Origin of the sequence: Sphingobacterium sp. UBA2610 (genome assembly GCF_002339225.1) — a bacterium.
GTDB lineage: Bacteria > Bacteroidota > Bacteroidia > Sphingobacteriales > Sphingobacteriaceae > Sphingobacterium > Sphingobacterium multivorum.
Genome location: NZ_DDKA01000019.1, coordinates 135610 through 157703 on the forward strand (window position 1 = coordinate 135610; position 22094 = coordinate 157703).

Annotated in this window: 15 protein-coding genes and 1 pseudogene; 4 read left to right on the forward strand and 12 right to left on the reverse strand. The window is 40.7% G+C overall.

Translation table 11 applies throughout. The features are described from left to right. Nucleotides 1-429 precede the first annotated feature (429 nt). The 5 genes from B4Z47_RS13315 to B4Z47_RS13335 all read right to left on the reverse strand — a co-directional run bounded on the left by B4Z47_RS13315 (nucleotide 430) and on the right by B4Z47_RS13335 (nucleotide 7842). A complete protein-coding gene (locus B4Z47_RS13315) occupies nucleotides 430-1686 on the reverse strand; it encodes a YeiH family protein (RefSeq protein WP_115046465.1) in 1257 nt (418 codons plus the stop codon). Nucleotides 1687-1808: 122 nt separating this feature from the next. After that, nucleotides 1809-3590, reverse strand: coding sequence for an acyl-CoA dehydrogenase family protein (locus B4Z47_RS13320; protein WP_115046463.1), 1782 nt, complete (start codon nucleotides 3588-3590; stop codon nucleotides 1809-1811). Between the two features lie 135 nt (nucleotides 3591-3725). Further along, nucleotides 3726-4901, reverse strand: coding sequence for an acetyl-CoA C-acyltransferase (locus B4Z47_RS13325; protein ID WP_070570298.1), 1176 nt, complete (start codon nucleotides 4899-4901; stop codon nucleotides 3726-3728). Nucleotides 4902-4931: 30 nt separating this feature from the next. Next, complete coding sequence (locus tag B4Z47_RS13330) at nucleotides 4932-7361, reverse strand: 3-hydroxyacyl-CoA dehydrogenase/enoyl-CoA hydratase family protein (RefSeq protein ID WP_070570300.1); 2430 nt, start codon at nucleotides 7359-7361, stop codon at nucleotides 4932-4934. A 40-nt stretch (nucleotides 7362-7401) separates the two neighbouring features. After that, nucleotides 7402-7842, reverse strand: a complete 441-nt coding sequence (locus tag B4Z47_RS13335) for a MarR family winged helix-turn-helix transcriptional regulator (protein ID WP_046673745.1) — start codon at nucleotides 7840-7842, stop codon at nucleotides 7402-7404. 275 nt (nucleotides 7843-8117) lie between these two features. Between B4Z47_RS13335 and B4Z47_RS13340 the strand changes: the two genes are divergently transcribed. Continuing rightward, nucleotides 8118-9080: an isopenicillin N synthase family dioxygenase gene (locus B4Z47_RS13340; protein WP_070570303.1), complete on the forward strand. Its 963-nt coding sequence runs from the start codon at nucleotides 8118-8120 to the stop codon at nucleotides 9078-9080. Nucleotides 9081-9168: 88 nt separating this feature from the next. On the opposite strand, the pseudogene B4Z47_RS24570 reads toward B4Z47_RS13340, so the two are convergent. The 4 genes and pseudogenes from B4Z47_RS24570 to B4Z47_RS13365 all read right to left on the reverse strand — a co-directional run bounded on the left by B4Z47_RS24570 (nucleotide 9169) and on the right by B4Z47_RS13365 (nucleotide 12689). Beyond that, nucleotides 9169-9930 (reverse strand): annotated as a pseudogene (locus B4Z47_RS24570) (porin family protein). After that, nucleotides 9930-11126: a PCMD domain-containing protein gene (locus tag B4Z47_RS13355; RefSeq protein WP_236586155.1), complete on the reverse strand. Its 1197-nt coding sequence runs from the start codon at nucleotides 11124-11126 to the stop codon at nucleotides 9930-9932. The pseudogene B4Z47_RS24570 and the gene B4Z47_RS13355 overlap by 1 nt, the downstream one beginning before the upstream one ends. A 145-nt stretch (nucleotides 11127-11271) precedes the next feature. Next, entirely contained in the window at nucleotides 11272-11634 is a 363-nt protein-coding gene (locus B4Z47_RS13360) for an MmcQ/YjbR family DNA-binding protein (protein ID WP_046673659.1), read from the reverse strand. Nucleotides 11635-12134: 500 nt separating this feature from the next. Beyond that, the gene (locus B4Z47_RS13365) at nucleotides 12135-12689 is read right to left on the reverse strand and encodes a thioredoxin family protein (RefSeq protein ID WP_070570305.1); all 555 of its coding nucleotides are present in this window, start codon (nucleotides 12687-12689) and stop codon (nucleotides 12135-12137) included. 227 nt (nucleotides 12690-12916) lie between these two features. On the opposite strand from B4Z47_RS13365, the gene B4Z47_RS13370 reads away from it, so the two are divergent. From B4Z47_RS13370 to dnaK, 3 genes are all read left to right on the forward strand, one after another. Further along, nucleotides 12917-15604 (forward strand): TonB-dependent receptor, encoded by a 2688-nt coding sequence (locus tag B4Z47_RS13370; RefSeq protein WP_115046459.1) that lies wholly within the window; start codon nucleotides 12917-12919, stop codon nucleotides 15602-15604. Continuing rightward, nucleotides 15597-16481 (forward strand): GLPGLI family protein, encoded by an 885-nt coding sequence (locus B4Z47_RS13375; protein ID WP_286727409.1) that lies wholly within the window; start codon nucleotides 15597-15599, stop codon nucleotides 16479-16481. Before B4Z47_RS13370 ends, B4Z47_RS13375 begins: the two co-directional genes overlap by 8 nt. A 132-nt stretch (nucleotides 16482-16613) precedes the next feature. Next, entirely contained in the window at nucleotides 16614-18518 is a 1905-nt protein-coding gene (dnaK, locus tag B4Z47_RS13380) for a molecular chaperone DnaK (protein ID WP_046673656.1), read from the forward strand. 109 nt (nucleotides 18519-18627) lie between these two features. Here dnaK and B4Z47_RS13385 read toward each other — a convergent pair whose 3' ends face one another. The 3 genes from B4Z47_RS13385 to B4Z47_RS13395 form a co-directional block, all read right to left on the reverse strand. Beyond that, complete coding sequence (locus B4Z47_RS13385; protein WP_070570357.1) at nucleotides 18628-19311, reverse strand: TIGR02117 family protein; 684 nt, start codon at nucleotides 19309-19311, stop codon at nucleotides 18628-18630. Between the two features lie 99 nt (nucleotides 19312-19410). Further along, nucleotides 19411-20322 (reverse strand): sugar phosphate nucleotidyltransferase, encoded by a 912-nt coding sequence (locus B4Z47_RS13390; protein WP_046673742.1) that lies wholly within the window; start codon nucleotides 20320-20322, stop codon nucleotides 19411-19413. Nucleotides 20323-20455: 133 nt separating this feature from the next. Further along, a complete protein-coding gene (locus tag B4Z47_RS13395; RefSeq protein WP_046673654.1) occupies nucleotides 20456-21997 on the reverse strand; it encodes a helicase HerA-like domain-containing protein in 1542 nt (513 codons plus the stop codon). Between the last annotated feature and the right edge of the window lie 97 nt (nucleotides 21998-22094).

The window sequence follows — 22094 nt, forward strand, 5'->3', positions numbered from 1 at the left end:
CAATTTCATGGCTAGTTCGATTCATAATCAAGTCAGTCCTTTTTGCTCGCCTTCCTATTTACCTGTAAATCAGATAACGATACAAATATATAAATATTTTTTAAAAGACTACTAATTTGATAGATTTAATGATATTTTTTTTCAAAAAGCCATTAAACCTTAATTTTAAGACACTTAAAGCAAATAAAAAGCGGCTCAAATTTCTTTCAGCATGAAAAAAATCGCGAAGGCAACCATCCTAATCACCAACTACCCAGCGAAAATCAAGAAGCAAGCGATTGTATAAAAAACGAAGATCTGTGCTACGAATCAGAAAAAAATTCACGCATAAACCCTTGATGAAAAAGCATAAAAAAGGCCGTCCTAGTTAGACGGCCATCTTTACAGTCATATTTTAACGATCTATTTCACCTTGAAACACTTACCGTCTTAGCGAAATAGCACCAGAGCAATCAATAAGGTAATAATAACATTAAAAGTTTGGGCAATCAGAAAAGCATATAGCGGTTTCTTATTGTCTTGAGCAAAAAGATCCTTAAAGTTCGTTTCCAAACCAATGGATGTAAATGCCAAGGTAAACCAGAGGCCCTGTAAGTTTTTCAAACTTCCTTTGACGGCATCAATCTTCTCAGGAGATATCACGAATGAAAAGAGCAACGATGCAAATACAAATCCCAACACAAACTTCGGGAAACGTTCCCATATAATTTTCAGCGTAGGCTTATCCCGCTTGGTTTCATCATCAACCGATTTCGCATAAGTCCAATAAATACTGATGGCAAAAGCAGCCAGCCCCAACAATACGTTTTGGGAAAATTTCACAATGGTACTGATTTTCAACGCTTCTTCTCCTACCAGGGAACCTGAAGCCACGACAGCACCAGTTGTATCAATACTCCCGCCGAGCCAAGCACCGGTAACTTCTTGCGACAAGCCCATCCACTCCGCCATATAAGGCATGAAAATCATCATTGGAATCGCTGTAATAAGGACCAGTGAAATGACATAGGAAAGCTTTTTGCTATCACCTTTAATTGCTCCCGAAGTTGCTATCGCTGCGGAAACACCGCAAATAGATACTGCACTCGACAGCATCAGCGACATCTCCTTGTCAATCTTTAATTTTTTACAAATCCAGAACGCAAAGTACCAAACAGACAATACGACAGCCAGTGCTTGAATAAGCCCCAAGGATCCCGCTTTCAGGATATCCCCGAAGATCACGGTAGTCCCGAGCAGAATTAGGCCTATCTTGACATACAGCTCGGTACTGAGCGCCTCTTTAAACCAATTAGGCAGTTTAAAGCAATTGCTGATGACTAAACCGATAATCAAACTAAAAATTACAGCTTCGAGATTGTATTCTTTAACTGTTGCATTCCCTGCCAGCACCAATGCAAATACGGTAAGGATAAATACAACAGGAAATACAACGAATAATTGTCTTACAGATTTCCCCAAAAGAAAGGCGCCCAATATCGCGGTAACGAATACAAAAATAAACTGCTCAAAAAGCTTCATTAAATTTGTCGGGTCGAAAACCGTTGCGACGAGTTCGGCGGAATTACTCCACGAAAAACTAGGTACTGGCGCAACAATTCCTGAGAGTGCGAGAAATATGGTAGCGATCCCCAAAATGACGACTACCCAGTCTTCTGTAAATGTAAATGATCTTGAAGATGTCATATAATGGTTAGGGTTTAAAAGGTTAAATTTAGCATAATTACAGTGACTTTCTAGGATTGTAACACAAAAATGGCCGAAGATTTCTCTCCGGCCATTAACCAAAACCAATAATCTATTATCAATCAAAAACAATATTTATTCTCATCTATCAATTTCTTTGCGATTCGCTGACGTGCATCTTTCACATTAAATGGCTGTGCTTTTGTGAATCTGCGCAAACCAACCAACATCATATTCAGTTCATCACCTTCACCAAAAGAATATAATGCTTCTTTACCGGCAGCGCTGATTTTATCAATAGCACCATACAGATAGATCTTAGCCATATCTTTTGCATAGTCTGCTTTATCAGATCCTGTATGCAGCAATTTTTCCGCACGCAACAAGACTGACTCGGTGATATAAACATACCCGATAATATCCGCAATATTCATGAGGATTTCCTCTTCTTTGGAAAGAGACATCATCAATTTTTGCACTGCTGCTCCCGCAATCAATAACCCAGCTTTTTTAAGGTTTGCCACAATTTTCTTTTCTGCAGCGAGAGGTGCATCGTCCTCTTCACCAAAATCTGGAATAGCTAGAAGCTCTCCAGCTACAGTTTGGGCAGGTCCCATCAGATCCAATTCACCTTTCATGGCCCGTTTTAACATCATGTCAACGACAAGCAATCGATTCACTTCATTCGTACCTTCAAAGATCCTGTTGATCCGTGAATCCCGATAAGCGCGTTCCATTGGCGCATCTGCTGAGTAACCCATTCCACCATAAATCTGTACCCCTTCGTCAACCACATAATCCAACATCTCCGAGCACCATACTTTGATGATAGCGCACTCAATTGCAAACTGCTCCACAGACTTCAATTTTGCTTTTGCTTCATCCATCCCGCCAGCAATCAATGCATCGTAAGCATCATCAATATTTTGACCGGCACGATACGATGCCGACTCCACAGCAAACAAACGTGTTGCCATCTCAGCCAGCTTATAACGAATGGCACCAAATTTAGAAATCGGCAGATTAAACTGCACACGTTCATTGGCATACTGCACCGCATGGTTGATCACCATACGTGCCGAACCGATCGTGGCAGCGCCCAGTTTTATACGACCAATATTCAGGATATTTACAGCAATCTTAAATCCGTTTTCACGATCAGAAAGCATATTCTCTACAGGAACGGCGCAATCATTGAAAAAGATCTGACGTGTTGAAGATCCCTTGATACCCAATTTATGTTCTTCGGGATTCATCGTGATGCCACCAAAATCTTTCTCGACAATAAATGCCGTTAGGTTTTTATCATCATCGATTTTTGCAAATACGATGAAGATATCTGCAAAACCACCGTTTGTAATCCACATTTTTTGTCCGTTGATCAAATAATGTGTCCCTTCGGCATTTAATTTAGCAGAAGTACGACCCGAATTTGCATCCGATCCAGCATTGGGTTCTGTCAAACAATACGACGCCTTCCATTCACCAGTAGCAAGCTTTGGAACATATTTTGCCTTTTGGGCATCATTACCATAATACAAAATAGGCAGCGTACCGATTCCCGTATGAGCAGACAATGCCACAGCAAAAGAAAACCCGCCACCTACCGCATCGGCAACAAGCATAGAAGTGTTGAAATTCTTGCCGAAACCACCATATTCTTCGGGAATAGAAACACCCAACATCCCCAGTTCACCGGCCTTATCCATCAAACTAGGCATAAGTCCTTCTTCTTGCGCATCGATACGGTCCAGCTTGTTCAATACTTCCGTATCCAAGAAATCCAAGCAGGTCTGACGAATCATTTTGGCTTCTTCATCAAATTCTTCCGGAATAAAAACGGCTGTATAGGGAGTCTCTCTAATCACGAACTCTCCGCCTTTAATTGCTTTATTTTCGCTCATTGTCTTTCTAGATTTATATGGACCAGGAAATCACTGCTTAGTGATGCTGCTGTCCACCATGTTTTTAAATACTTCTATGCGTTATGAGATCAGAGATCCATATTTCGTCTATATTGCTATTCCTAGCGGCTAATTTTAGTCCAATAACTCAAAAATACCAGCCGCTCCTTGACCAGTTCCGACACACATCGTCACCATGCCATATTTTTTGCCTCTGCGTTTCAACTCGTTTAAGACTTGGACCGTCAATTTAGCTCCTGTACATCCAAGTGGATGCCCTAAAGCGATGGCACCGCCATTGACATTCACTTTCTCTTCGTCTAATCCAAGTTCACGAATTACGGCTAGCGATTGAGAGGCGAAAGCTTCATTCAGCTCAAAGAGGTCAATATCTTCCTTTTTAAGACCGGCTTTTGCCAAAGCCTTGGGTATGGCATAGATAGGTCCGATACCCATAATGCGCGGTGGAACACCTGCTACAGCAAAACTAACAAGCTTTGCAATTGGTTTAACACCAAGTTCTTTCACTTTTGCTTCAGACATCACCAAGACAAATGCTGCTCCATCAGAAGTTTGTGAGGAATTCCCCGCCGTTACTGAACCATTCGCTGCAAAGACTGGTTTTAGTTTCCCTAAAGCCTCCAGGGAAGTATCAGCCCGAGGACCTTCATCTGTATCAACAACATATTCGCGCGTTGCAATCTTACCGTCTTTCAGGTAATTTTCTTTTACAGTAATAGGCACAATCCCATCTTTCAAATGACCGTTTTGAATAGCTGCAACTGCCTTTTGATTTGATTTAAGTGCAAAAGCATCCTGATCTTCGCGTGAAACATTGTAATCTTTGGCTACGGCTTCGGCAGTCAATCCCATTCCCCAATACCAGTCAGGATGCTCTTTTGCCACAACAGGATTAGGCACAATCTTCCAACCTCCAAAAGGCATTCCGGACATCACCTCTACACCACCGGCAATGATAACATCTGCCATCCCAGTCTTAATCTTTGCTACCGCGGTTGCAATGGTTTCTAGGCCTGATGCGCAGTACCGGTTAACGGTTACACCCGGGACCTTATCCGTGTCCAATCCCATCAGTGAAATGAAACGGGCCATATTGAGTCCCTGCTCCGCTTCCGGCATGGCATTCCCAACAATGACATCATCTATATCTTCTTTATTTAAATTCGGCACAGTGGATACAAGATGTTTAATAACATCCGTGGCTAAATCATCGGCCCGCATAAAGCGAAATACTCCCCGGGGCGCTTTGCCTACTGCTGTACGAAATCCTGCTACTATATATGCTTCCATTATTTTTAATTTTTTCGTGAGTAGTGAGTTCTAGTTCCGTAAAGGCTTACCCTTGGTCAACATAAATTGAATTCTTTCAAGCGTTTTGCGTTCAGCACAAAGCTCAAGGAATGTTTTACGTTCAAGATCCAGTAAATACTGTTCAGACACTTCCGTCGGTGACGATAAATTTCCACCACACATTACCCAGCCTAGTTTCTCTGAGATCTTACGATCATAATCAGAGATGTAATTGCCTTCACGCATTGATGAAGCGCCCACATAAACGATTCCTAATCCTTGATTTCCCAAAACTTTGATATCATTGCGAGGAGCAGGCTGAACATAACCCTCATCTGCCAATTCTAATGCCTTTGCCTTGGCATCCGCCAGAAGACGGGCACGATTCATGGTGATTGCAAATTTATCTTTCTGCAAATAGCCGAGCTCATAGGCTTCATAGGCAGAAGTCGAAACTTTTGCCTGACCAATAGTCAGGAATTTATCTTTTAACGTATTTTGGACAATTTGATCATCTTTAAATTCCTCCGAGGCACGTAGCGTAAATTCTTTAGTTCCGCCACCACCAGGAATAACACCAACCCCCAGTTCAACCAAGCCCATATAGGTTTCGGCGTGAGCCTGCACAAAATCGGCATGCATGGAGAATTCACAGCCCCCACCAAGCGTCATTTGAAATGGCGCAACGACTACAGGTATTGACGAATAGCGTAAGCGCATGGATGTATTTTGAAATGCACGAACGGCCATATTCAATTCATCAAAATCCTGTTCGACGGCCATCATGAAAATCATTCCGATATTCGCTCCAGCAGAAAAGTTTTTTCCATCATTGGACACCACTAAACCGCGATACTCTTTTTCAGCAAGGTCAATGGCTTTATTCAATCCCTGGATAACATCCCCACCAATGGTATTCATCTTGGTATGAAATTCACAATTAATGATACCATCGCCCAGATCAATAATAGAAACACCCGTATTTTTCCAGATTGTCTTACTTTCCCGGATGTGATCCAATACGATCAGATCTTCGGTACCGGGAATAGCTTTATACGATTTGGTCGCAATATCATAATAGTGACGTACACCATTTTCTATTTTATAGAATGATTCACATCCGGCTTCCAACATCTCGTGTACCCAGGAAGCAACCTCCCCGTCCTGACCCGGAAGTCGTTTTTCTTCGGTCTTAATTTTAGCTAAAGTCTCGCGAACACCTAGCGCATCCCATACTTCAAATGGTCCTAACTCCCAACCAAATCCAGCACGCATGGCATCATCGATCCGGAAGAAGTCATCTGTAATTTCGGGAACACGGCGGGATACATATTCAAACAATGGATAATGCATGGCACGGAAGAGTTCCGCCGCTTTATCGCTCCCTTGTTCATATACTTTCATCCGCTTGCGGATATCCTCCACAGGCTTGGTAGCTTCCAAGGTAGTGGATTTCACTTTTTGCTGTGAACCAAATTCCAGTGTTTTTAGATTTAAAGATAAAATCTCCGAATTACCATCGGCAGCTTTTACTTTTTCATAAAACCCTTTCTTGGTTTTCTCACCCAACCATTTATTCTCGACCATCTTGCTGATGAATGCAGGAAGCTGGAAAACGCCTTTGGCTTCATCTTCTGGGGCATTCTGCGCCAGTCCATTGGCAACATTCACCAAAGTATCAAGTCCTACCACATCGGCTGTACGAAAAGTCGCCGATTTGGGATGCCCCATTGCAGGACCGGTATATTTGTCGACCTCCTCAACGGTCAATCCAAGAGGTTCCACTAAATGAGTAACCGCCAACATCGAATAAACACCGATACGATTACCAATAAACGCCGGAGTGTCTTTACATAACACAACCGATTTACCCAGCATTTTGTCACCAAAGTGAAGTATAAAGTCAACAACCTCTGGCTTAGTATGCGGTGTTGGAATAACTTCCAATAAAGGGAGATAGCGCGGCGGATTGAAGAAGTGTGTGCCGCAGAAATGATCTTTAAAATCTTCACTTCGCCCTTCTGTCATTAAATGAATAGGGATACCAGAAGTATTGGAAGTAATCAATGTCCCAGGTTTTCGAAATTGCTCAACACGCTCAAAAACAGATTTTTTAACATCGAGCCGCTCAACAACAACCTCGATAATCCAATCCACAGAAGCAATGTCTTTTAGATTATCGTCAAAATTCCCTGTTTTGATACGTCTTACAAATGACTTGCTATAAATTGGCGAAGGGTTTGTTTTTAAAGCCGTTTCTAAGGAGCTGTTGACAATTCGGTCCCGAACGATCTTACTCTCCAAAGTTAAGCCTTTGGCTTGTTCTGCCGGAAGCAGTTCGCGCGGAACAATATCCAACAGCAAAACTTCAACACCAATGTTAGCAAAATGACAAGCAATTCGCGAGCCCATAACACCCGATCCGAGAACTGCCACTTTTCTAATATTTCTGTTCATCATAACATATTTATCATGCACTTCTGTACATTTGGTTTAATTCCTAGATGATTACTTCTTCTTTGTAACTTGTTGCGAGCTCATTGAGTTTCGCTAAAGAAGCAATCAATTGATCCCGTTCATTTTCTGAAAAATTGTCCGCTAAATATTGATTGAAATTACGAACAACATCTTTAGCAATCCGTCTTTTCTCTCGCCCCAATTCGGTTAAATACACTTTTACGGACCTCTTGTCGGTCTCACTCGTTTCGCGGTATATAAATCCCAATGACTCCAAATTATTCAACACCCGAGACAAACTAGTTGTTTTAACTCCTGTCAAATTTGCAATCTGAGAAACAGGTGTACCCTCTTTATGGATGTTAATCAAAATATATCCCGCAGCCTGGGTAAAACCGTACTGCGAAGCAATTTGATTATATTTATTGGCTATTGTCTGCCACCCTGTTTTTAAAAAATAATCGATTGTCTGATTTTGGTTCATAAGCGTACCCACAAGCTATTTATTATGCTTGCATAACAAATATACCAGTTAGCAATTAGAATAACAAGCTCGAAATTATAAATTTTGTCATATGTTCGTCAGCATAATTCGGCACACATACCTAACGATACTTGTCGTCAATTGTGAAATGTGGAAAACTTTTAAACACTGACATACAGCAAAATAAACAGAAACACAAAACTTTTATTAACAGTCCCTGTTTAATAATCAAAATTAATTCCGTTAACTTTGTCCTGAACAAACATCAACACTGTATGGCTTTAGTAAACATACCTCGCTTGGACTTGCTACATTATACACAAGGAACCCAAGAACAACGAAATCAATTTATCCAAGATATTGGCAAAGCTTTCAATGAAACAGGCTTTGTAACGATTGCAAATCATGGCTTATCAAAAGAGCTGATTGAGGAATTATATCAGGTGGTTCCTGAATTTTTTGCTTTGCCTACTGAGATCAAGGAAAAATATGAATTTCCAGAACTTGCAGGTCAACGTGGCTATACCGCAAAAGGAAGAGAAAAAGCCAAAGACGCGAAAACACCTGACTTAAAAGAATTCTGGCAACGCGGTCAAACGATTGTTGGTGAAGAATATTCCAAAGCTGATTTTCCGGACAATCCTGAAGTAGCTGAAATTCCTCGCTTTAATGGCGTAACCGCTGAGGTTTATAAAAAACTAGAAGATACAGGCCGCGACTTATTGAAAGCGATCGCGACCTACCTCGATCTGGAAGAAAATTACTTTGAACAATATGTCATCAACGGTAATTCTATTCTACGTGCTATCCATTACTTCCCAATAAACGATCCTGACGCCTTAGCCCCTGACGCAGTACGCGCAGGCGCCCACGAAGATATTAACCTCATCACCTTATTGATTGGAGCTAGTGCGGATGGTCTTGAAGTGATGACAAAAGACGGGGAATGGTTTCCTATCAAAGCCAAGGGTGAAGATATCGTCATCAATGTAGGTGATATGTTGCAACGGTTAACAAACAATAAGTTGAAATCTACTACGCATCGCGTAGTAAACCCACCACGTGAGAAGATGGGTACTTCCCGTTTTTCTATTCCTTTCTTTTTACATCCAAAATCCGCCATGAGTTTGGCTTCATTGGATTCCTGCATCGATGCGGAACACCCGAAGGCCTACGAAGATTATACCGCTGGTCAGTACCTGGATGAACGCTTAAGAGAAATCGGATTAAAAATGTAAAACTCCGCATCATTTAAATGAGCATAACAGTATAAAAAAGAAATGGCCGATCCTAGGATCGGCCATTTCTTTTTTATGGATATTAAAGCTATTTCAATTTATAACCTATACCAACATTCATAAAGATATTATGTAACCCGAAGCTAATACTTTCAAATCCGGTTTTCATAATATTATTGAAGCCATAATCCAACTGTGCCAACGCAAAGAATCTTCTGTCGATAGCATAATGTGCGCCCAAACTCATACCAACATCAATACTTCTAACACTCTCCGAGAAATCATAATCAGCATTATCCACAACAATCTTATTTCCGGTAGGCTCCTCATGCCTAAGATAGCCGTTGTAGGCCTCGCCATAGAATTCCTTTTTTACCGCAAAAGAAATGTAAGGACCTGCCTGTACATTCCAACGATTTGAAAGCTGATAGGTAGCTTGGATCGGAACAGTCAGATACAGGTTATGTACTTTTGTTGTGATATCACCCGTATAATAACCTCTCAGCTCCTCTTTTGCATCATTCACCGCATTGAATGTCGTCTTGTATCCTTTAACACTCGCCTATGTATCCATTCCCTTTCCTTCGAAGACGATTCCCAAAGATACTCCCCATTGGGAATCAATATGATAGTTTGCCCTTGCTCCGACAAAAAAGGGAACATTCGGATTATAGCTTTTAATCTTTCGAATTTCACGTGGCAATGATAGGGGGGCTGCGCCGCCGATCTTACCGCCTACCGTCACATCAAAACCCAATTTACCCTCATCCGCTGTGTTTTCCTGCGCATTGGCAATAGATCCTATCAAAACCATCGCAGCCAGTGCGATTGTATATTTTATCATTTTCATTACTTCTTCGTTACAATTTTGAGATCATCCACCGTCAACTTACTACCGACAGCACCTATAAAATTATCACCATATTTACTCGAAGACATTACAATCGCAATGCTATAATCCAAATTGGCAACATCAGCTTCGTTTACTTTCGCCGTGTACTTAAATGGCAATGTAAACTTGACAAAATCACCAGCCTTGGTTGCGCCCCCATTTTCCAACCTGGCAATAGCCACAATACTTGGATCTTTTAAAATATTATGTCCCGTCAAATAGGAAACTTTCTTGTTGGGATCAGATTGCGAGTCCATAAGCTGCTTGCGATTATAGAAAACAGCATAGATATCACAGGAATCCTTGGTATTAACAGGTTTCATGTTTTCATCCGTCACCGTTGCGCCAGGACTATACTTATAGTAACCTTCCAAGGCCAGCGGTATCTGATTGAAAGGAAGGCCAAACTGCGTTGCCGATAACGAGTCTGTCAATACAGGTCCTGTATCAAACGCTCCTATAAAAAGATTTCCGGCAGCAATAGGTTTCTTGAACATCGCCCCAAAAGCACCGGTCAACTTCGTTTCCAATAAAGCCGCTTTCGATCCTGAATGTGCATCCGAACTCGTTTTAGTGGGGTATGATTCGGGATCCTTGGTACCTCCTCCTAAGCTCAATGTCAAGGAGAAACTTGGATTTCCGGAAGCCCAATTATAGAAATCCTGGCCATCAATTTTATTATAAAATATGGTGTATTTATCATCCTTATCAATCGCCGTATCTTCAAAACCATATGCTGTTGGAACAAATCCACCATCTGTTTTCACAATTTTAATCAGGTAGTTTTTTGTAAACTGATGATCTTCGGACGTAACTTTATAATATACGCCGTTTTTTAGGAATTCATCAATAATTACTTTATTCATATCCTGAGTTCCGGCAGGCATTTTCAAAGAATCCTTCAAAAGCTCAATGGAGGCACCAGGAGTCAGGTCAAAAGTCATATTCAATTTGGTAAGATCATGAATATTGGGCTGAAGGTAAAGTGTAACTTGCGTATTTGAGATGACCGGGTTCAGCAAAAAGATATCTTCATCGGCATGAAGAGCGATAATATCCGCTTCCATATTGAGCGCTTCTTCCTTTATACAACTTCCCAAACTGAAAAGAAGCATAAAACAGATTATCCACGAGTAACTTCGTGTTCGTTTCATAAAAATAATATTTAGTGTAAATTTATCGACCAATGCTTTGAGCAATGCACTGATTTTAGCAAAGCTACCAATCCTAGCCTCAAAAAAAAGTCATTTAAACGACTTTTTCTGAATAGACAACTAATTCTTTACACGCAAAGTCCGGTTATAGCCCTTTGACTTCCGATCTGATTTTACTGGGCAGACTTTCAACAATAAGCTGATAGCTGTGTAAAATCAATTCCTCCAGCTTTCTATCATCAATCTCTTGATTGGCAACCACGGTATTCCAGTGCTTTTTATTCATGTGATAGCCCGGCAGTACGGTATGCTCATAACGTTCCCGCAATTCAATGGCCCTTTCGGGGTTACACTTAACATTAAATCGTAATCCATCAACCTGATCCAGGCCTACCAACAAAAAAATCTTACCGCCTACCTTAAATACCAATGTATCTGGCCCAAAGGGAGTCTCCTCCATCACCGGCCCAATCGATAAACAATAATCTCTTAGATCCTCAATATTCATATTTTTTTAGTTTTAGTTGTCGCTCAAGCAAACTGAAAAAGCCACCATAAAAATGGTCCATAATTCATATAAAGCTAACAAAAACACTGGATCGTTTTACTTAAAATCTTTTGATCTTTCGCAAAGGCGACATTAGGTCTATTTGCCCTAAAGAAATTACGTTACGCCGAAAATAGGTCCAAAATAAGCTGGAACTAGACAATAGCAAGAGTCAGATAACTTCAGCCTTTACAGGGATTAGCTACGGACATGAAACGTAGCTTCAGCGTTACTTCTTCGCTTGCAACCGAAGAAGTAACGAACAAGTACCGAGGAAGCACCGAACAAGCTCCGACTAATCTCCGAATATCGTATACTTGTCTTATATTGAGATAGGTTTACATAGCTCCGGGTTTAACAGCAGTTTTTCAAACCATGCTCAGGAAAGACCAGGTCTATTCCTGAGATGATGATCCGGTTAAACTTAAAAATTGCCAGTTTATTATAAGGATGGAATTTTCTTATTTTTCGAACAGTGCCTGGATTTCCTTTTGGATTTCGGTTCCTTTATCGGCATTGTACCACTTTTGAATCTCCTCTTTGATTTCGGAGAAATCTGCCCCTTGCGCTTTCATATGCAAAAACAGCTCCTGGCAGGCTTGAGGTCTTGGGCCCCAGACAGCCAAATCTTGCCCCTGTTCGTTGCGTATTACCAGAATTGGAATAGATTTGCCTCCGTTTGTTAGATAAGAATCGATCAGAAACGGAGCACTATCACGCAGTTGGATATCCACCGTGATATTGGGATTTTTTGAGGCCATCTTCGCCAACATAGGTACCGAATGCGCCGCATCCCCGCACCAAGGTTCAGTAATAATGATCCATTGTTGCTTTTCAGTAATTGACTCAACAAATTGTTCAAAAGTCGACGTTGGTTCGAAGCGTTTTAACCAACGGCCCATTCTTGTCCAGTTCATTTTTGTGTACTGATAATATTCATCATCTTGATAGGTAGGGTGATTCTCAGGATGATTTAAGATATCTTCGAATTGTTGTAAGTAATTTTCAAACGTCATAATACCAATTTTGTGCAAAGGTAAATTTTACTTCCAACTTTCTCAAACAACCTTCCGCCAACAATCTGTATTGAATGCAATAAAAAATAGGATGCTCAAAAAGGACATGTAGAGCAAGAAAAAATGTGATTTCCTCTGCCTTATATACCAAAGATTTTACATTCAGAAGAGATGTTTTACATTTATTAACGATTAAGTAAATTATCTTTGAAAGATACAACCCGTACATGAAAAGATTAGTTCAATTAATACTTTTACTATTTATCGTCGTCAACAGTGCTTACTCCCAAATAAACATCAAGGGGAGGATTCTAGATAAGGCGGATGACAAGCCCCTGACCAATGCTTCCATTATTTTACTGAACCGCGATTCAGTCCTCCGTTATTTTAACCGAGCCAATGAAGAGGGAAAATTCCAGGTTAAAAATATCAAACCCGGGAGCTACATTATTTTGGCCACTTACCCTAAATTTGAACTATATAGTGATACGATCCAAATTGCAAACAAAGATCTCGATTTGCATGATATCAAAATAAATTCCCAAAGAAATGTTTTGCAGGAGGTGATTGTCACCCGACGTCTTCCAATTACACTGAAAGGCGACACCATCGAATATGATGCGGCGAGTTTTGCAACAGAAAAAAATGCGAAGCTAGAGGATTTACTACGTCGTCTACCCGGTTTTACGGTTACCGGAGATGGAAGTATCACGGCTCAAGGAAAATCTGTACAGAAAGTGTTTATCGATGGGGAAGAATTTTTTGGTTATGATCCTAAAATAGCCATTCGCAATGTACGGGCAGATGCCGTTGACAAGGTGCAGCTCTATGAGAAAAAATCGGAGGAGGCGGAGCTGTCGGGCATCGATGACGGAGTAAGGATCCAAACTGTTAACGTTGTACTCAAAGAGAAAGCAAGAAAGGGTGTCTTTGGAAACATGGAAGCATTGGCTGGATCAAAAGAATTGTATGCGGGAAATCTCTTTGCGGCGAAATTTAATAAGACTGAGCGGATTGGCATCACCGCGAGTCACAACAACATGGGCAGTTCAAGTGGTCGTGAAGGTTCTTTACGGATGAACAACCAGATTACGGGCGAACCACTGAATACAAATCTTGGAGCAAACTATGAAAATCAGTTCTTCAAAAAGGCCTTAAAAGTAAACGCCAACTATGGTTACGACAACAACAGCAACAAGAACCACTCGGAGACTTACAATAAAAATGTGCTGCCTGATCAATCCATTCAGGAAAAAAACAGTAAAAACGATAGCGAGAGACATAGCCGAAGTAATGGTTTCAGGTCAAACCTTAACATGCGACTGGATTCCACGCAAAATATGGAACTCCAATCCAATGCCAATTGGGCTACCAACGCTAATCTAACTTACACAGACAGCAAAACGGGCGATGGATCGGGCAACCCAATCAGTGACTTTAGGGAGAACAATCAATCGAACTCCTCAAGTTCCAACAATAATTTTCGCCTAAATTATAGAAAACGATTAAAAGCGGGGCGTTCTTTAAATGTGATGGTCGGCAATAATCACAAAGAGTCAGATTCAGAGAGTAAAGTCAATTCACGGACTTATTTTTACAAAACCGGGGATAGTACAATTATCAACCAAACGCGACATGGCCGGAATAAAGGCAATGACTTCAACTCTTCGATCAATTTCAACAACCGTATCAGTGACTATATCAATCTGGCTTTAGGCTACAGCTTCAATCATTCGAAGAGTACAAATACCCAAAATTCAATAAACAATATTACCCAAAAGTTTGATTCACTATATTCTCAAAACCAGATCGACAATAATACCAATCAAGGTGTGAACGTGCACTTTTCCTATCGCAAAGAAAAGTTGGAGATCAATTTTTCCAACCGTACGTTCTACAAGAATCAACAGTTAAATGATAGTTATAGATCAATTGATCTTGCCCGGAATTTCTGGGATAACAATTTAAATGTTGATGCCAATTATCGCCTTTCAAATAGCAAAAATATACGTTTAGCTTATCAAAGTTCCAATATCATCCCATCGTTTGATCAGTTACAACCACTGCAACCTCAGACCAATCCGTTGTTTCAACAAGTCGGTAATCCCGACCTAAAACGCGCGGTGAACAATAACATTTCGGCCAATTATAACGCGTTCAGTTTATTGAAAGGAACGAATATCAATATCAACGGGAACTTGTCATTTGTTAATAATCCTATTGTCAACAAAACAACCATACTAGACAACTCGGCTCAAATCAGTTCTTATGAAAACCTATCGGGTAAATCCAACTGGAATGGCGGCTTGAACATCAATCATATGCAGCCATTGGCCAATCGTCGCATCAATTTTAACAAGAGTGCAAACGTCAGGTTTAACAACAGCTACAGCTATACCAAATTTGAAGGCGGACAGTCCGGCGGCGAGTTTCTACTGAATAATGCAAAGAATACCAACTTTAGTTTAGGTTCAAGCTTAAATGAGCAGGACTCAGAAGGATTCGACTTTGATCTTTCGGCGAATGCTGGTTTTAATGTACAGCAAAACTCGATCAACACCCAATACAACGCAACAAGTTTTCAAGGTGGGACTTCGGCGTACATCAAATACTTTCTACCGAAGAAGTTTAATGTCATGGCAAACATTTACTATAGCTATACAGGACCTACGAAACTTTATAAAAAATCAATCAATCAATTTTATACCAATATTGAATTAGAGAAAAAAGTACTGAAAGATGAAAGTATGACACTCAGCTTAAAGGCCTTTGACCTGTTCAATACATTTAACAACACACGTCGTAACGCGAGTGACACCAACTATTCAGAGTCCGTTCAACAGGTATTGACACAATATTTTTTGGTCGGTGTAAAATGGGATTTCAACAAATATCTAGGGAAAGGAAATGATTAAAAAAATATATTTGACCGTTATCATCTGCTGCCTGTGTGGTTTATCGCTTCAGGCACAATATGCCTATTTTGGAAGTAGGGGTACGATCAGTTTTGACAAAGTCACGTACACAAAAGCACGCATGCGGCAGCTATCCAACGACATGAGCTCGAAAGGAATGGACAGAGGGATGGGCATGATGGAATATCTCGACAAGATACCGGATTCACATACGGAAAAATTAAACTTCTACTTTGATGAGAATTCTACCGTGTTGATGCCTGAGGAAAGCGTAGTTAACGAAAAACAACGTGGTGAAGTCAAAATGGCCGCACCTACGATAACTTCGGGCACAGGCAGAGGGGGCAGATCTCAGGGTGCGGTCCGAATCGGAGGAAACCAAAGAGGGCAATTTAGGGGTGGCGCCAACAAGAACGGCAAAGTCCTCTACCAGGATCTGAAAACCGGCACAGCAGACATTCAGCTTGACATCGACGAAAAATACATTCTTTCGGAAACTTTGGACAGCATTACTTGGCGTTTCACGGAGGAATTCCGAAATATCGCCGGAGTAAACTGCCGCAGAGTCAATGGTGCTACCAAAGACTCACTCTATCTGATCGCTTACTATTCGGAAGAGATTCCAATATCGGCAGGACCAGCATTAAGCCATGGTCTCCCGGGCATGATATTGGGTCTTGTCATCCCTGAAATGCATATTCAATATTGGGCTACAAATATCGCCTATTCCAATAAACTTGTTCCTTCTGATTGGCGGGATAAAAAATCAAAAAAAATGAAACTTGCTGAATTTTCGGAAATCTTTGGCAGATATATGCCACGCAATCGCCAAAACGAGTCAGCTAAAAAAAGGATATTAGAGCAACTGGTGTATTGAAAATGTCAGTTTGGCAGTACCTAAAGACAAATTGATGACAAATAGTGTTTTTTTTACAAAACTTTTGGATTGGCATAAGGGTTGATAATAGACTGATAGAATTTATTTAAGTAAAAAATTAAAACACAAGATATGTCTAAAATTATAGGAATTGACTTAGGTACTACAAACTCATGTGTTGCCGTAATGGAAGGTAACGAGCCTGTAGTAATTACGAACAACGAAGGTAAACGTACAACTCCTTCGATCGTAGCTTTCGTAGAAGGTGGCGAGCGCAAAGTTGGGGACCCAGCAAAGCGTCAAGCAATTACTAACCCACATAAAACTATTTATTCCATCAAACGTTTTATGGGACTTTCATACGATGAAGCTGTAAAAGAAGCTGAACACGTACCTTATAAAATCGTTAAAGGTGACAACAATACACCGCGTGTAGAAATTGACGACCGCAAATATACACCACAAGAGATCTCTGCTATGATTCTTCAAAAAATGAAGAAAACCGCTGAGGATTTCTTAGGTCAAGAAGTAACTGAAGCTGTTATTACAGTTCCTGCATATTTCAACGACGCACAACGTCAAGCAACAAAAGAAGCTGGTGAAATCGCTGGTTTATCTGTAAAACGTATCATTAACGAACCTACAGCAGCAGCTTTAGCTTACGGTTTGGACAAAGCACACAAAGACATGAAAATTGTTGTGTTTGACTGTGGTGGTGGTACACATGACGTTTCGGTATTGGAATTAGGTGACGGTGTATTTGAAGTTAAATCTACTGACGGTGACACACACTTAGGTGGTGATGACTTTGATAACGTAATCATCAACTGGTTAAATGAAGAATTCAAAAGCGAAAACAATGGCTTTGATTTGAAAAAAGATCCAATGGCATTGCAACGTCTGAAAGAAGCTGCTGAGAAAGCGAAAATCGAATTATCAAGCGCAACTTCTACTGAAATCAACTTGCCGTATATCACTGCAGATGCAACTGGTCCAAAACACTTAGTTCGTTCATTATCACGTGCTAAATTTGAGGCTTTGGCAGCTGACTTGATCAAGAGAACAATTGCTCCTTGTGAGTCTGCATTGAAAAATGCTGGTTTTAGCAAATCTGATATTGACGAAATTATCTTAGTAGGTGGTTCTACGCGTATCCCTGCAATCGTTGATGCTGTAAAAGCATTCTTCGGAAAAGAGCCTTCTAAAGGTGTAAACCCGGATGAAGTTGTCGCTTTAGGTGCTGCGATCCAAGGTGGTGTATTGACAGGTGAAGTAAAAGACGTTTTATTATTGGATGTTACTCCACTTTCATTGGGTATTGAAACAATGGGTGGTGTGATGACTAAGTTGATCGAAGCAAATACAACAATTCCAACTAAAAAATCGGAAACGTTCTCTACTGCTTCAGACAATCAGCCATCTGTAGAAATTCACATCTTACAAGGTGAACGTCCTATGGCAAACCAAAACCGTACAATCGGCCGTTTCCATTTGAACGATATTCCACCAGCACCTCGTGGCGTTCCTCAAATCGAAGTTACTTTTGATATTGATGCCAATGGTATCATCAAAGTATCTGCGAAAGATAAAGCGACTGGAAAAGAACAAAACATCCGTATCGAAGCATCTTCAGGTTTGTCTGACGACGAAATCAAACGCATGAAAGAAGAAGCTGAAGCAAATGCTGATGCTGACAAAAAAATAAAAGAAGAAGCTGACAAAGTAAATGCAGCTGACGCTTTAATCTTCTCAACTGAAAAACAATTGAAAGAATATGGCGATAAAATTTCAGCAGATAAAAAAGCGCCAATTGAAGCTGGCTTAACAAAATTAAAAGCTGCTTACGAAGCGAAAAACTTTGCTGATATCGATGCTGCTTCTGAAGAATTGCAAAATGCTTGGAATGCTGCTTCTGAAGAAATGTACGCTGCTTCTCAAGGTGGTGCACAACAACCTCAAGGTGATGCAGGTCAAGCTCAAGGTGGAAACCAAGGTGGTGATGATGTAACTGACGTAGATTACGAAGAAGTGAAATAATCACTCCTCCTCATAAAAAAAGCTCCAGGATTATTCCCGGAGCTTTTTTATGTCTATTACTTTCACTATCTCGTTTAACCTTCACCGCAATACACTTATGCATTTCCAGCTACTTCTTATCCTTATAGTGACTTAAGATTCCTTTGTCCAAAGTAGCCCAAATACCTGCTGGCATCGCCGCTCTCTTTAAGGCATTATTGGTCCAGGTATTGCACGAATAAAACATGCTATAGGCTCCTTTTGCTTCGTAAAAGGCGTCTGAGTCGCCATACTGCGCATCTGTTTTCACCAAAATAGCTTCCGCTTGATTTCGATCCAACGAATCTTCTATATATTTTATCAGATCACGGTATTGGGATTTACTGATCTGATAAGCAAAACATAATTCATCTTGCTGAACCGAATTGTAGTAGGTCACATGAATGGCAGACTCCCCTAATCCAAAGGCAGCCACAAAGGCTGTCGATGCTTTAAGATCCTTCCATTCTGGTGTATCCAAATAGAATCCTTTATCCCCCCAACCGATACCGACATACCGATATCCGCTATGTTTCCCCACCGTATTCCCATAAGGAAATAGTTGCGACCAATCCATCTCTTCGTTAACGACAGGCAATACGATATCGGTATGAACACCATTGGACTGAACAAAAACCTGAATCGTCTTCTCTTCGTCTATATTTTTCCTTGGAGCCGAAATTCTTGACAAACTGTATTCAGCAACAATATAGAGCACACAAAAAGACAACAATCCTAAAATAAGATAACCAAACACTTTAAGAATTTTTTTCATCAAAGATTTATTTCCGCTCAAGTAATCTAGCGCACAGGTCAAAAAAAAACCTGTATTGCTTGACAATACAGGTGAAAGATAAGCTATTTCTTTTAGCTCTTAAAATAACTTTTCTGGATATACTCCATCAGCCACCAATTTTGAAATTGATTCTTGTACGATAGGTTTATCTTCCTTATAAGTTACGCCAAACCATTTCGAAGAAGTTGGGATTACCTTAAAATCAGCCAATTTATGCTTCACCATATAATCTGGTACAGAAGGAATGAAAAATTCTGCTTTTAAATTTTCCTTATTTTCCTCAACAAATGCAGGAAACATCGCCTGGGCTACTTCGAAAATCTTTGGTGTAAAACCCCAGAAGTTCATCGAAACACGGGTTTTAGGATCTAGATCTGTCTCCACCCCATTTTCCTCATAAACGATTTTGCGATCGTCGCCTTCGCCTTTGTAGTATATATTTGTACGTTCAGTTACACTTTCCATATGTCCAGAAGGGGTAACCTCACATACTCCGCGTGAAACGTAGCCATAATCGGACATGGTATTTCCAACCTGGAAGCCCATCAACGACATTTGTTGATCAGAAACCTCGGTTGTTAAGAACTCGGCCATTTTCTGAAAAGAATCCGATCCGTAGAAATCGTCTGCATTGATTACACAAAATGGTTCATGCACTTTATCTTTAGCACTCATCACCGCATGGGCAGTACCCCAAGGTTTTGTTCTTTCGATAACGTGATTAACACCGAATTTTGTTAAGTCAAAATCTTGAAAAGCGTAATCTACTTCTATTTTACCTTTCAATTTTTCATCAAATACTGTTTTCATCTTTTCCAGAAATTCTTCCCGGATAATGAATACAACTTTTCCAAATCCTGCGCGAATAGCATCGTAAATTGAATAGTCAATAATTGTCTCGCCGTGTGGGCCAAAACCATCTACTTGTTTTAAAGAACCATACCGGCTAGCCATTCCTGCTGCCAAAATCAAAAGGGTTGGTTTACTCATATTTAATTGCGTTAATAGAATTTTCTTTTCGTCCGCAAACTTAGCTAAAATTGCCCTCAAAAGCAAATTTAGCTAAGTTCGGCTCCGCCTTCAAAAGTATAGTATTGAAACGAAAAGAATCCAAAAATTAGTATTATTTCTTTTTTAAGAATGCGTTTAATAAACCCGTCGCTAGTTTGCCCAAAAACTTAACTCCCTCTCTTGCTAAGGTCGTTGTTGCCGTTCGTTGGGCAGCTTCTAGAGGTGTCTGTCTTCTGGAGCTTGGCCGACTTGCTTTTTCCGCTTCTTTTTCCTGGGCCGCGCGTTGTTCTTCCTGTGCTGCAGCCTGCATTCTTTCGTCTATGATTTCAGCCGCAGAGCGATTTTCTTGTCGCTCCTGATATTTTGCCCGCAAATCAGACTGATTGATAATTTGGCTAACCGTTGCATCATCTGCAGGTCCCATAACTGCACGCGCCGGCACCAAATGTGTAGCGACAACCTCTGTAGGAATACCTTTATCATTCAATACTGTGATTAATGCCTGTCCAGTACCCAAAGAAGTCAGGACCTGATCAATTTCATAAAAATCGGATTTTGGATAGGTTTTTACAGTCTTCTTTAAATTTTCAGCATCGTTGGGCGTAAAGGCACGCAATGCATGTTGCACACGGTTACCCAGCTGGGCCAATACAGATTCAGGTACATCGGTTGGAGACTGTGTACAAAAGAAAACGCCGATCCCCTTCGAACGGATAAGGCGAATGATTTGATCCACTTGAGTCAAAAAGGCTTTAGGAGCCCCATTGAACAGCAGGTGGGCTTCATCAAAGAAGAAGACCAACTTGGGTTTGTCCAAGTCACCCACCTCAGGCATATTTTTAAATAGCTGTGCCAATAAGCTCAATAAGAATGTAGAATAAAGAACCGGCTGATCTTGCACGTCAGAAATATTCAATAGGCTAATCACACCCCTACCATCTACCTTCTGAAATAGATCGTTAATATCAAATTCTTTCTCACCAAAGATATGCGCTAGCCCCTGCTGTTCCAATGCGACGATCTTACGCAGGATGGTTCCCGAGCTTGCCGAACTAATCTTACCATAATCACCTTTGATTTCTTCGCTGCCGGGTCCTTCAGAAAGGTAAGTAAGCAGTTTCTTCGTATCTGAGAAATCAATCAACGGCATTTGGTGATCCTGTGCATATTTGAACATCGCAGCCAATACGCCGGTCTGTGTTTCATTAAGTTCGAGTATCCGGCCCAACAAGACGGGCCCAAAATCTTCTACAGTAATCCGCATCGGAATCCCCTTATTGCCGGACAGTGAATACAGTTCTACCGGAAACGACGATGGCTCAAACGGCACCCCCACGGCATTTCCCCGATCAATAAGGGCTTGGTTGGTCACCCCTGGCACTGCTAGGCCCGATAGGTCACCTTTAACATCCAGCATAAATACTGGTACAGAGGCATCCGACAATTGTTCAGCGATCAATTGTAGCGTACGTGTTTTACCGGTTCCGGTAGCCCCTGCAATAAGTCCGTGACGGTTCATCATTTTCAAGGCTAAATTCACTTTTGCCTCAGCCAAAATTTCGCCATTAAGCATTCCCGCTCCCAGATAGATAAACGCTCCTTTGGGATTATAGGAAGCTTGAACCTTCTCTATAAATTGTTCTTTATTTGCCATACAAAAGGCTTAATATTTATAAATCAATAAAAATTGAAAACTTTTCAAAAAATAATCTCTTCGTCACAATTTCGTGCCAAATTTTATTTTTAGTGCA